11 protein-coding genes are annotated in these 12260 nt (G+C 71.2%); 1 reads left to right on the forward strand and 10 read right to left on the reverse strand.

The window, feature by feature from the left end; all coding sequences use genetic code 11:
• Positions 1 to 5: 5 nt before the first annotated feature.
• Both KY572_RS12440 and KY572_RS12445 read right to left on the reverse strand, forming a co-directional pair.
• Positions 6 to 194 carry a cytochrome oxidase gene (locus tag KY572_RS12440; RefSeq protein WP_224242793.1) on the reverse strand — a complete coding sequence of 63 codons (189 nt, stop codon included), beginning with the start codon at positions 192 to 194 and terminating at the stop codon, positions 6 to 8.
• Entirely contained in the window at positions 191 to 2596 is a 2406-nt protein-coding gene (locus KY572_RS12445; RefSeq protein ID WP_224242794.1) for a heavy metal translocating P-type ATPase, read from the reverse strand. The genes KY572_RS12440 and KY572_RS12445 overlap by 4 nt, the downstream gene beginning before the upstream one ends.
• 48 nt (positions 2597 to 2644) lie before the next feature.
• On the opposite strand from KY572_RS12445, the gene KY572_RS12450 reads away from it, so the two are divergent.
• Entirely contained in the window at positions 2645 to 3361 is a 717-nt protein-coding gene (locus KY572_RS12450) for a sulfite exporter TauE/SafE family protein (RefSeq protein WP_224242795.1), read from the forward strand.
• A 59-nt stretch (positions 3362 to 3420) separates the two neighbouring features.
• On the opposite strand, the gene KY572_RS12455 is transcribed toward KY572_RS12450, so the two are convergent.
• From KY572_RS12455 to KY572_RS12490, 8 genes are read right to left on the reverse strand one after another with little or no spacing between them, the layout of a single operon-like run.
• Positions 3421 to 4587, reverse strand: coding sequence for a hypothetical protein (locus tag KY572_RS12455; protein ID WP_224242796.1), 1167 nt, complete (start codon positions 4585 to 4587; stop codon positions 3421 to 3423).
• Positions 4584 to 5150: a c-type cytochrome gene (locus tag KY572_RS12460; protein ID WP_224242797.1), complete on the reverse strand. Its 567-nt coding sequence runs from the start codon at positions 5148 to 5150 to the stop codon at positions 4584 to 4586. Before KY572_RS12460 ends, KY572_RS12455 begins: the two co-directional genes overlap by 4 nt.
• On the reverse strand, positions 5147 to 5668 hold the full coding sequence (locus KY572_RS12465) for a DUF3341 domain-containing protein (RefSeq protein ID WP_224242798.1): 522 nt from the start codon (positions 5666 to 5668) through the stop codon (positions 5147 to 5149). Before KY572_RS12465 ends, KY572_RS12460 begins: the two co-directional genes overlap by 4 nt.
• Positions 5665 to 7146, reverse strand: a complete 1482-nt coding sequence (nrfD, locus tag KY572_RS12470) for an NrfD/PsrC family molybdoenzyme membrane anchor subunit (RefSeq protein WP_224242799.1) — start codon at positions 7144 to 7146, stop codon at positions 5665 to 5667. The genes KY572_RS12465 and nrfD overlap by 4 nt, the downstream gene beginning before the upstream one ends.
• Positions 7143 to 10121 (reverse strand): TAT-variant-translocated molybdopterin oxidoreductase, encoded by a 2979-nt coding sequence (locus KY572_RS12475; RefSeq protein WP_224242800.1) that lies wholly within the window; start codon positions 10119 to 10121, stop codon positions 7143 to 7145. Before KY572_RS12475 ends, nrfD begins: the two co-directional genes overlap by 4 nt.
• Positions 10122 to 10133: 12 nt before the next feature.
• Positions 10134 to 10757: a cytochrome c3 family protein gene (locus KY572_RS12480; protein ID WP_224242801.1), complete on the reverse strand. Its 624-nt coding sequence runs from the start codon at positions 10755 to 10757 to the stop codon at positions 10134 to 10136.
• A 2-nt stretch (positions 10758 to 10759) separates the two neighbouring features.
• A complete protein-coding gene (locus tag KY572_RS12485; protein WP_224242802.1) occupies positions 10760 to 11419 on the reverse strand; it encodes a respiratory nitrate reductase subunit gamma in 660 nt (219 codons plus the stop codon).
• Positions 11416 to 12228, reverse strand: a complete 813-nt coding sequence (locus tag KY572_RS12490; protein ID WP_224242803.1) for a c-type cytochrome — start codon at positions 12226 to 12228, stop codon at positions 11416 to 11418. Before KY572_RS12490 ends, KY572_RS12485 begins: the two co-directional genes overlap by 4 nt.
• Between the last annotated feature and the right edge of the window lie 32 nt (positions 12229 to 12260).

Raw genomic sequence — 12260 nt, forward strand, 5'->3', positions numbered from 1 at the left:
GGCATTCACCTCGCGGAGTCGTGCTGCGGTTCGGAGTCCGTCCGCGCCGGGCGGGCGCTGTCGTCCTCGAGTGGGAAGAGCGAGAGCCGGTCTGCGTGCTCGTGATCGCCGAAGCGGATGCTGACCAGGAAGAGCAGCACCGAACCGGCCACGAGCATCAGGCTCACGAAGACCTGGAGAAGGATGACGTTCATGTAGGGACCTCCCGGAGCGCCCGGGCCCGGGCCCGCGCCGGGCGGCGCGGGGGCGACAGGCTGTAGATGGAGAAGAGCAGCAGCGACAGCGAGCTGAGCGGCATGACCACCGTGGCGCGCAGCGGCGTCATCCAGCCCGCGAGGCACGCGGCCACCGCCACCACGTTGTAGGCCAGGGCGATGGCCAGCACGCGGTGGACCACCTGGCGGAGCTGGCGCGACAGCTGGAGCGCCTCGCGGATGGGGCCAATCCCCTCCCCCAGCAGGAAGAAGTCCGACTTGCCGGGCAGGACGGGCCGGTCGATGGCGGGAGTCCCCGCGCACAGCGCGCGCTCGAAGGCGAGGCTGTCGTTCACCCCGTCGCCCAGGTACAGCGTGTCCGCCTGGTCCAGCGACGCCACCACCGCCGACTTGTCCTGGGGCCGCATGCCACCGAGCGCGTGCAGCCGCGGAATGCCGAGCCGGTGCGCCATCTCCTGGACGCGGCTGGGGGCGTCTCCGGAGATGAGCCACACGTCGGTGCCCTCCTCGCGCAGCGCCGCGATCTCCCGCTGCGCGTCCGGGCGGACGCAGTCCCGCATGGGGAAGCTCGCCACGAGCTGGCCGTCTCGCGCCAGCACCGTGCCCTGCGCCTCGGTGGCTGCCGGAGCGGCCCACGACGCCGCGCCCAGCCGCCAGCGCGAGCCGTCGCGCCTCAGCTCCAACCCCTGTCCGGGGGACTCCACCACCTGGAGGCCAGCAGTGAAGCGCGCGCCAGCGCGGGAGAGCTCGGCGGCCAGGCACCGGCTCACCGGGTGGTTGCTGCGCGAGGCCATGTCGAAGGTGATGTCCCGGAGCCCGGGCTCCAGCGCGGCCACGGCCTGACGGTCCACCAGCTCCAGCCGCCCGAGCGTGAGCGTCCCCGTCTTGTCGAAGAGCACCTTGCGCACGCGCGGCAGCCGATCCAGCAGATCCGTGGCGCGGATGAAGAAGCCGCCGCGGCGCAGCCGGGCCTGGGCCAGCTCGTAGGCCATGGGCACGGCGATGCCGATGGCGCACGGGCACGTCACCACCAGCAGGGCCACCGCCACCTGCAGCGCCTTGTCCGGCCCCGCCGGCCACCACAGCGCCAGCCCCACGGCGGAGACGACCAGCACCGACAGCACCCACCGGCGCGACACCCGGCTCCAGAAGCGGGCATGCGTGGGCAGCCGCTCCTGCGTGGCGGGCGCCTGGCGCAGCAGCGACACCAGCGGCGAGTCCTGGAAGTCCGTCCGGGCCCGCACGTGCGCGGCGGTGCGCGAGGCGTTGAACGCGCCGGCCGGAACCTCTCCGCCCTGCCGCAGGGAGCGCTGCTCCGCCTCACCGGTGATCCAGTCGGTGGAGAAGGAGGCCTGGGCGTCCAGGAGCACCGCGTCCACGGGGACGAGATCGCCCGGCGCGATCACCAGCACGTCCCCCGCGCGCAGCTCGGGGGCGCGGACGGTGTCGAGCCGCTCCCCCTCCTGGCGGCGCACGAGGATTCCATCCGCGCCATCGTCCTCGAGGAGGAACCGGCGGTTGCGGTCCAGCACGCGCTGCTGGAGCCAGCGGCCCACCAGCATCAGCGTCATGAAGGTGTTGAGCGACTCGAAGTAGGCCAGGTCGCCCCGGCCGCTCCGGGCCTGCACCAGCGAGGTGCCATACACGAGGAGGATGCCCAAGGCGATGGGCAGATCCAGGTGGAGCACCCCGCTGCGCAGCCCCTGCCACGCCGAGCGGAAGAAGGGCCAGCCACCCACCAGCACCGCCACGGTGGACAGCGCCAGGCTCAGCCGGGTGAAGAGCGTGAAGATCTCCCCCTCCGCCGGAGCGAGCCCCACGTAGAAGCTCCACGAGAAGATCATCACGTTCATCGTGATGGAGGCGCAGATGCCCAGGCGGACCGGCAGATCCCGCGAGGCCTCCTCGGGGCGCTTGCGGCTGGGCCCGAAGAGGTACCCGAAGGACTCCACCTGGCGCAGGAAGCCGGCCACATCGAAGAGGCCGCGCTTCCACCGCAGGAGCACCTTGCCCAGGGCCGGGTTGATGGTGATGCCCGCGCCGCCCGGCTGGCGGCGGAACAGCTCGTTCATCAGCCAGACGCATGCGGCGCAGTGGATTCCCTGCACGTCCAGCTCGAGCGAGCACAGCTCTCCACCCGCCGCCTCGCCGCGAGCCACCAGCGGCTCGAGCCAGGCATGGCTCCGGTCCGCCTTCGGCTCGGGAGCCGGCGTCACCTGGCCCTGCGCCAGCGCGTAGTACCGCGTGAGCCCCTGCCCCACGAGGAGCTCATGCACGGCCTCGCACCCCGCGCAACAGAACTGCCCGGAGGAACCTGATGGAACGGGGCTCCCACAGTGGAGGCAGGAGGCCGAGCGCTCTTTTTGCGCGATGTCAGACATGCACAGGGGCTCATTGCGAACGGCATGCCCGTTGCGAGAAGCCGGGGCATGACCCTCCTCGAAGCCCCAGCGCTGCTGCTCGGACAGATGCCCCCCCCTTCACCGGCAGTGCTTGCCGGCTCGCTCGGGGCGTTCACCGTGGGCCTCACCGGCAGCGTCCACTGCCTGCTGATGTGCGGCCCCCTGGCGTGCGCGGGCCTCCCCCTGGCGCCAGGCCCCGAGAGGCGCCGGGCGGTGCTCGCGTACCAGGGCGGGCGCGTGGCGGCCTATATGGTGGTGGGAGGTACGCTGGGGGCGCTCGGCAGTGGCGTCGCGCGGACGCTGGACGTCTCCCTGCGCCCCGCGTTGCCCTGGCTGATGGCCGCGGCGCTCACCGCCTCCGCGCTGGAGGTGGGCAAGCGGCTCCGGCCCCTGCCCGGGTTGTCCCGGCTCGTGGGTGCCGTCTCCCGGCTCGGCGCAAAACTTTCGTTCGTGGGGAGAGCCGGCGCAATGGGTGCGGTGACGCCGCTGCTGCCCTGTGGCCTGCTGTATGGAGTCTTCGCGGCGGCGCTGGCGAGCGGCTCCTTCTCGGGGGGGGCGCTGGTGCTCGGCGCCTTCGCCCTGGGGGGCCTGCCCGCGTTGTTGGGGGCCCAGCTCCAGACGGGGCTGTGGCGGCACCGGCCGCGCATCGCCACGTTCCTGCTCCAGCGGGCGCTGCCCCTGGCCGCGGCGGCGGTGCTCGTCTACCGGGCGCTGGGAACTCCTGAAAAGCCGAGCTGCCACTGACCAGGCGGCTCGAAGGGGCCGTCTGATCGGGCAGCTCGAGGGCTACGGTCTCGGGGAGCTCACGTGTGGTGGTGCACGCTCTCCACGAGGTACGGGTCTCCCTGCGGAACCAGGGGCGCCGACTGCACCGCGCGCGTCACCGCCAGCACGAACAGCCCGCCCAGGCCCACGAAGCCGGCCAGCTCGTACAGGCCCACCCCGAGGCGCTCGGGCATGTTGGCCGGAGCCACCATCAGGTACACGTCCAGCCAACGGCCCAGCAGGAGGATCCCCGCCACGCGCAGCAGGTGCGACTCGCTGCGCTTGGCCGTGCGCGGCAGCAGCAGCAGGAACGGCAGCGCCCAGTTGATCACCAGGTTCGCGTAGAAGGGCACCGTCCACCCGCCGTGCGTCCGGGCCACGAAGTAGACGGTCTCCTCCGGCAGGTTCGAGTACCAGATGAGCAGGAACTGCGAGAACCAGAGGTAGGCCCACAGCGTGGCGAACCCGAACATCAGCTTGCCCAGGTCATGCAGGTGGCTGGTGTTGACCGACGGCATCGCCCCGGAGCGGCGCAGCAGGATGACCGCCACCGTCAGCGCGCACACGCTCGAGGAGAGCAGCCCGGCGATGTTGTAGAGCCCGTAGATGGTGCTGAACCAGTGCGGCTCCAGGCTCATCAGCCAGTCGAACGCCGCCAGGCAGAACGTGATGCCGAACAGGACCAGGAAGAGCGCCGAGACCGTGACGTTGCGCCGCGTCCCCTCCTCCGTCCGCTCCGTGTCCTGCCGCAGCGAGTTGCGCCGCAGCGCCCACGCGAACACGCACCACAGCCCGAGGATGACCACCATCCGCACCGCGAAGAACGGCACGTTGAGGAACGCCGCCTTCGTGTGGAGCAGATGGTCCTGCTCCATCACTCCCGGGCGGGCCCAGAGGTAGAGCGCGGAGGCGCCCGGCACCACCGCCAGCATCGTCACGGCGCCCACGGGGACGTAGGAGGCGAACGCCTCGGGGACGCGCTTGAACACCGTGGCCCAGCCAGCGTTCGCCACGTACATCAAGGCGAGGAACACCAGCCCGCCCAGCCCCAGGCACAGGAAGTAGAACCCGCTGGTGAGCAGGCTGGTGAGCGCGCGCGTGGGCTCCAGCGCGAGGCCCGCGCCCAGGCCCGCGAGCCCCAGCGCGGCGGCACCCCACGCGCCTTTGCGAACCATCGGACTGACGACGAATCCCGGGGAGCTCATGGCGCCTCCTGCCGTGCGGTCTGCTGCGGGTTCTGGAGCGAGCGGATGAAGTGGACGATCTTCCACCGATCCTCCGGCATCACCTGCGAGCCGTGGGCGGGCATCAGCCCCTGGCCATGGGTGACGATGTGGAAGAGCTGCCCATCCGGCAGCCCTCGGGCGTGATCCGCCAGGAGCGACGGAGGGCTGGGGAAGCGCGCCGTGACGAGCCCGTCGCCCAGCCCCCCGCTGCCATGGCACGGCGAGCAGTAGCGCGCGAAGGCCATCTTCCCGCGCGCCAGCACCTCGGGAGAGGCCGGGTAGGGATTCTTCAGCTCGCGTCCGGCGCGGGCGGCCTCCTCGGGCCCGGCCTTGAAGTGGTGGGGCATCTGGCTGCGCGCCAGGCTTCCCGGAGCGGGCAGCATCAGCGTCCGCCCGTCCTTCGTGACGGGGTTGGGAGAGAAGCTCTCGTAGGCCACGGCACCCACCATGTCCGGCGAGTACTCGTAGTTGGGCTTCGACACGTCCTGCTCGCAGCTGGTGGCCAGCAGCGCCACCGCGGCGCATCCCAGGGCCCGCTTCATGACGGCATCTCCTTCCAGGACAGCTCCACCGCCCCATGCCTGCGCAACATGTCCTCCACGGCATGGTGCGCCTGCTCCCCCTGACGGGCGCCGAGCACCAGCGCGAAGCGGTCATCCGTCACTCGGGGCAGCGTCAGCCGGCGGCTGCCGGGGAACAGCCGGCTGCGCGCCAGGAAGGCCGCCACGGTGATGAGGCCCGCGAACAGCACCGTCAGCTCGAACGTCACGGGGATGAACGCGGGCAGCGAGTTGAAGGGCTTGCCACCCACGTTGAGCGGCCAGCTCACCACGGACGTGTAGAGCTGCAGCGCCAGCGCCAGCGAGCCGCCCAGCAGCCCCGCCGCGAAGCACACGTAGGTGAGTCGCGAGGGCCGCAGGCCCATGGCCTCGTCCATGCCGTGCACCGCGTAGGGCGTGTACACGTCATGCACCGGGTAGCCCGCCTGGTGCGCCGCCCGGGTCGCGTCGAGGATCTTGTCCTCGTTGTCGAAGTAGCCGATGAGAACGGAGGAGCTCATACCGCCACATCCTTTCGAGTCGCCAGCCCCACGAGCACCGGCGAGGGCACCTCCGCCGCAATGGGCTCGGGCGTGTCGTGCCGCCGCGGCTCACCGTGGGTGGAGGGCTCATGCGCGGGGCTGTGGCCTCGGGCGAAGCCGAGCACGCTCTTCACCTCGCCGATGGAGATGATGGGCAGCACCCGCGTGAAGAGCAGGAACAGGGTGAAGAACAGGCCGAAGGTGCCGATGAAGGTGCCCACCTCGATGACCGTGGGCGTGTACATGGACCAGCTCGACGGCAGGAAGTCGCGGTGCAGCGACGTGACGATGATGACGAAGCGCTCGAACCACATGCCCACGTTGATCACCAGCGACAGGACGAAGATGGCGGCGGGCGAGGTGCGCACCTTCTTGAACCAGAACAGGTGCGGCGACACCACGTTGCACGTCACCATCGTCCAGTAGGCCCACGCGTACGGGCCGAAGGCGCGGTTGAGGAAGGTGAAGCGCTCGTACTCGTTGCCCGAGTACCAGGCGATGAACACCTCCGTGCCGTAGGCCAGGGACACGATGCCGCCGGTGACGATGATGACCTTCGTCATGTTCTCCAGGTGGCGCACGGTGATGAGGTGCTCGTAGCCCAGCACCTTGCGGGTGATGATCATCAGCGTCAGCACCATGGCGAAGCCGGAGAACACCGCGCCCGCCACGAAGTACGGCGGGAAGATGGTGGTGTGCCACCCGGGGATGATGGAGGTGGCGAAGTCCATGGACACGATGGTGTGCACCGACAGCACCAGCGGCGTGGCCAGGCCCGCCAGCAGCAGGTACACCGTCTCGTAGCGGGACCACGTCCGGTGCGAGCCCGTCCACCCCAGCGAGAGCACCCGGAAGAGCTTCTGCCGCAGCCCCTTGGCCCGATCCCTCACCGTGGCCAGGTCCGGGATGAGGCCCACGTACCAGAACACCAGCGAGATGGTGAAGTACGTGCTGATGGCGAACACGTCCCACAGCAGCGGCGAGCGGAAGTTCACCCACAGGCTGCCGCGCTCGTTCGGGTACGGGAACACCCAGAAGAAGAGCCAGGGCCGGCCCATGTGGATGACGGGGAAGACGGCGGCGCACATGACGGCGAACAGCGTCATCGCCTCGGCGGCGCGGTTGATGCTCGTGCGCCACTTCTGCCGGAAGAGGAAGAGGATGGCGGAGATGAGCGTGCCCGCGTGGCCGATGCCCACCCAGAACACGAAGTTGGTGATGTCGAACGCCCAGCCCACCGTCTTGTTCAGGCCCCAGACACCGATGCCGGTGGAGACCTCGTAGGCCACCATGCCCACGCCGATGGCGAGCAGCGCGAAGGCGATGGCGAAGGCCACCCACCACGCCCGGGTGGGACGACGCTCCATGGGAGCGCAGATCTCCTCCGTGAGCTGCCCGAGGCTGCGCTCCTCGGAGACGAGCGGGACGCGGAGGGGAGAGAGGTGCGAGTTGCTCATGAGCCGCTCCCGGATCCGGTGTTCCGGATCTTCGTGAGGTAGGTGACGACAGGACCGATGTTCAGCTCCTCCAGGAGCCGGAAGGCACGCCCATCCCTGGCGAGCCGCGCCACCTCGCTCTCCGGGTCATTCAGGTCCCCGAAGTGGATGGCCTGCGCGGGGCAGCTCTGCTGGCACGCGGTGCGGATCTCTCCGTCCCGAGGCTCGCGGCCCTCGCGCCGGGCGGTGGCCTTGCCCTCCTGGATGCGCTGCACGCACAGGGAGCACTTCTCCATCACGCCGCGGCTGCGCACGACGACGTCCGGGTTGAGCACCATGCGCTCGAGCGGCTCGTCATGCTTGTAGTCGAACCAGTTGAAGCGGCGGACCTTGGTGGGGCAGTTGTTGGCGCAGTACCGCGTGCCGACGCAGCGGTTGTAGACCTGCTGGTTGAGCCCCTCGCTGGAGTGCACCGTGGCGAGCACCGGGCACACCGTCTCGCACGGCGCGTTCTCGCAGTGCTGGCACATCATCGGCTGGTGCACCACCTGGGGGTTGTCCGGCTCGCCGGCGTAGTACCGGTCGATGCGCATCCAGTGCATCTCGCGGCGGCGCAGCGCCTCGTCCTGGCCCACGATGGGGATGTTGTTCTCCGCCTGGCAGGACACCACGCACGCCGAGCAGCCCGTGCACGCGCTCAGGTCCACCGCCAGGCCCCAGCGGTGGCCCTTGTACTCGTGGCCGGACCACAGCGAGAGCGAGTGCTTGCCGCCGTGTCCCCCGTGCGCCTCGTTGCCCGCGCGCGGGTTGGCGAGGAAGGCCGCCAGCTCCGCCTCGCGCACGTGCGAGCGCCCCTCGAGCGTGTGGTGCGTCTGCGTGAGCGCCAGCGGCCGCCGGTCCGTGGTCACCGTGAGCTTCGCCCCACCCACCGTGCGCCGCACCCGCCCATCCACCACCGCCGCGAGGGTGAAGGCGTTGGAGCCCACCCCGTCCGCCACCTTGCCGGCCTTCGTGCGGCCATACCCCACCGCGATCCCCAGCACATCCGGGTGCGTGCCGGCCTGGACGAGCGCTGGCGCCTCCAGCATCCGCTCCCCCACCCTCACCTGCACCACCATCCCGTCCTGGATGCCGAGCTTCTCCGCGCGGGACGGCGCGATGCAGACGTAGTTGCCCCAGGTGACCTTGCTGATGGGATCCGGCATCTCCTGGAGCCAGCCGTTGTTGGCCAGCGTGCCGTCGCGCAGCGCCACCTTCGGGTAGAGCACCAGCTCCAGCTCCCCACCCGGCGGGGAGACGCGGGCCAGGGCCTGCGCCAGCCCTTCCGTCCGGAAGCCGGGCGAGAGGGCCTGTGCCTTCGCGGCGTACGTCACCACGCCCCGGCGCACTGCATCGTCCCAGAAGGCCTGGAAGGACTGCCCCGCGGAAGCGGCGCTCGGGAAGACCTCGGCCTCCCAGCGGGCCCGCAGCAGCTCGTAGTACCCCTGCGGCGTCCCCGCCCACGCGAGCAGCGACTCCACCGCGCTGCGCGTCTCGAACAGCGGAGCCACCACCGGCTGGCGCAGGCTCAGCACGCCCCGCCGGGGCTCGGCATCGCCCCAGGACTCCAGCGGATCGTGGTCCGGCGCGTGGTGGCTCGCCAGCGAGGCCGTCTCGTCGAGCCGGTCGCCCATCGCCACCGTCACCGCCACGCCCTTGAGCAGCTCCGCCAGCTCCTTTCCTCGCGGATGGCTGTAGGCCGGGTTGACGCGGTGGAAGAGCACCGCGCCCACCGTGCCTGCCTTCAGCTCGTCCAGCAGCGCGCCAAAGCCCTGCGTCCCCTCCTCCAGCGCCACGCTCTCCGCCAGGGAGACGGTGGAGCCCTCGTTGCCGAGCAGCGCGTTGGCCACGCTGGCGAGCACCTGCGCGGCGACGTCATCTCCTCCGCAGACCACCAGGCCCCGCTCGCGAGCCGTCCAGAGCGCCTCGGCGAGCTCGTCCAGCTTCGCCGCGTCGATCTTCGGCGCGGGCAGTCCGTCAATCCCCGGGAGCGTCTGTCCGGCCTTCGCGGCCAGCCTCCGCACCAGCCCTCCGAGGGCCGGGACGAACTCCGACGGGGCCAGCGGCACGCGCCGGTCCGCGCTGGCGCCGGTGAGCGACATCAGCGGCTCGAATTGCCAGTGCCGCGCCATCTCGCGCCGGCCCGCCGCATCCCGGGCCTCCGTGTACTGGCGCGTGAAGGCCACCGGAGACACCCACGTCCCCAGGAAGTCCGCGCCGAAGCTGGCGATGACGGTTGCCCGGTCGAAGCGGAAGTCGGGCACGGCGCGGACGCCGTGGGTGATCTCCTGGGCCTCCGCGAGGGCCTCCAGCTCCCCGAGCGCCTCGTAGCGCACCACGCGCGCCGTGGGGTACGCGGCCAGGAAGCGCTTCACCGCGGCCTCCTCGGTGGGCCCCAGCCTCCAGGGCAGCACCAGCCGGATGGCCTTGCCCTCCTCGGCCACCTTCCGAAGCGCGCCCGTCACGGCGGTGTCCAGGGCCTTCCAGCTCGTCCCCGCGCCGCCCGTCGACGGCCCCCGGGCGCGGCTGGCGTCGTAGAGCGACAGTACCGAGGCCTGGCCGGTGGCGCAGACGCCCCCGCGCGAGAGCGGGTGCTCCTCGTTGCCCTCGATCTTGATGGGGCGACCGTCGCGGGCCTTGACCAGCACTCCGCAGCCAGCGCTGCACCCGGCGCACGTGGACGCGTACCAGAGCGAGAGCCCCGGGCTCTGCTCCTCCGGCGGCGCGACGAAGGGGATGACCTTCTGCACCGGAGCGCGCTGGCACGCCGTCATCGCGGCCGCGGCGCTCAGGCCCATCACCTTGAAGAAATCCCGGCGGCTGCTCTTGTCGGGAGGCACGGCGGCCACTCCCACGGGCAGCGTCTCGGGGAACTCATCGCGAGCCTTCTCGAGGACGGCGGCCTCACCGGCGCGCTGCTCGAGGCTCAGCCAGTACTGCTTGCTCTCGTCGGACATGGTGGGTGTTCCTCAGCGGTGGCAGGCGGAGCAGTCGGTCGGCGGCTGGAGGATGCGGGTCGGCGTCGCGGGCGCGGGGTGCGCGTCCGGCGCGGGCGGCGCCCTGCTCACGGCGAGCAACTCCCCCGAGCGAGGGGCCAGGGCGGGCGCCACGGACACCTGCGACTCGAGCGTCTTCCGGTGGCAGTCGAGGCACCAGCCCATCGTCATCGGCTCCGCCTGCTCCACGCGGACCATCTGCTCCACGGGGCCGTGACAGGTCTGACACTTCAGGCCAGCGGTGACGTGGTTGGCGTGACTGAACCAGGCGTGGTCCGGCAGCCGGTGCACGCGCACCCACTCGATGGGCCGCCCTTCCTTCACGGCGGTGGCCACCTTCTGGATCTCCGGCGAGTCCGTCTTCACGTGCGTGTGGCAGTTCATGCACACGGTGCTCGGCGGAACGCCGGCGTGCCGGCTGCGCTCCGCTCCCGCGTGGCAGTACTGGCAGTCCACCTCGTAGTGCCCGGCGTGGACGGCGTGGGAGAAGGCCACCGGCTGCTCGGGCATGTAGCCCTGCTGGTTGTTCACCGGCCCGCTGCACCCGGCGCACAGCGCGAGCGCGGACAGCGGGAGGAGAGTGCGAAGATCGATCATGGTCATGACTCCGCTCGAGTGGCGGTCTCCTGCTTGCGGGAAGCAAGGAGCGGCTCCTCGGGGGTGGTCGCCGCCACCGGCTCGGAGGCGCGCCGCGCCTGGATGAAGGGGGCCACGGCGAGCAGCGCGAAGCCCAGCAGGAGGTGCAGGCGCAGCACCGCGGGCGCCTGGAGGATGAGCGTCGCATCCGGCTTCAGGAACAGCAGGGAGCGCAGGTACGGCGTCACCACATCCAGCGACCACAGCGCGCCCCACCGCACGCCCACGGCCATCACCAGGCCGCACACGCACTGCAGGAGCAGCAGCGCATACACCGTCCGCAGGCCCCACGAGGCCTGCCCCTCGCGCATCCGCCGCACGAGCACCTGCACCAGGCCCCACGTCAGCAGCATGCCGCCGATGAGGCTCACCGCCTCGAAGGCGAAGAGGCGCGGGGGCGAGGAGTGGAACGCCCGCATCGCTCCCGGCAGCACCCAGCCCGCCACGTGGTTCAGGGCGACGATGCCCGCGCCCACCACCAGGGCCAGCGTGCCCGGCGCCCAGGGCCGAGGCTCGGCCTTCCGCGCGCGCGCTCCCGCCGTCTGGAGCCGACGCGTCACTCCCACCGCGCACGCGAGCAGCGCCGCGTAGGGGAGATAGACATAGAGGAAGGTCGCGCTCACGTGTCACCTCGAGGTTTGCCGGCGGCGGGAGGCGCGTCTGCATGCCCACCCCGGACGATCCCGATGAAGCCCAGCGCGGCGAGCAGCCCCACCACGCCCAGGTAGAAGAAGTCGCGGTCCGCGCGCGGCGGCGTCCCATCGCGCGAGACGTGGGCCAGGAAGGCCTTGAGCTCGTACTGCTCCTGCTCGGTGAGGGGCGCCTGCGCGTACAGCCCCTGCATCACGCCTTGCTCCAGCTTCTCGAGCACGGGGCTCATGCCCCGATCGCCCAGGCGCGCGAAGGAGAACGTCAGGTCCCTGGCCAGCGTCCCGCCGCCCGCCACCCCGAGGCCGCGCACGTCGTGGCAGCCGATGCATGCGGCTCCGCCCCTGGCCAGCGGCTCACCTCCCTCGAAGAGACGCCGGCCCCGGTCGATCTCCTCGGGCGTCGCGTCGCTGGCCATCCGCTCCGCGGCGGAGGGCTTGCAGCCCCCCTTCTTCGTGCATTCCCGGAAGTACGCGAAGAGCTGCTGGCGCTGCTCGTCGGACAGCTGCATGTCCGGCATCCGCACGCCGTTGAACTTCTGGAGCAGCGACACGGCCGTGGCATCGCCGCTGTCGATCATCGCCCCCGGGCTCGCCAGGAAGCGCGTGAGCCACGCCTCCTCCCGGCGCTCCATCACGCCCAGGAGCTCGGGACCGACCTTGTCTCCCTCACCCAGCGTGTGACAGCTCCGACAACGCTGGGTGAAGAGCGCCGCGGCCGGAGAGGGCCCCTCCGCGAGCGCGGGAGGCGCCAGCAACAGCACCCCGCCCAGCACCCCGGTCATGAGGCGGGCAACACCTGGCCACCACTCGCCTG

The sequence above is a fragment of the Hyalangium gracile genome, from assembly GCF_020103725.1.
Lineage (GTDB): Bacteria > Myxococcota > Myxococcia > Myxococcales > Myxococcaceae > Hyalangium > Hyalangium gracile.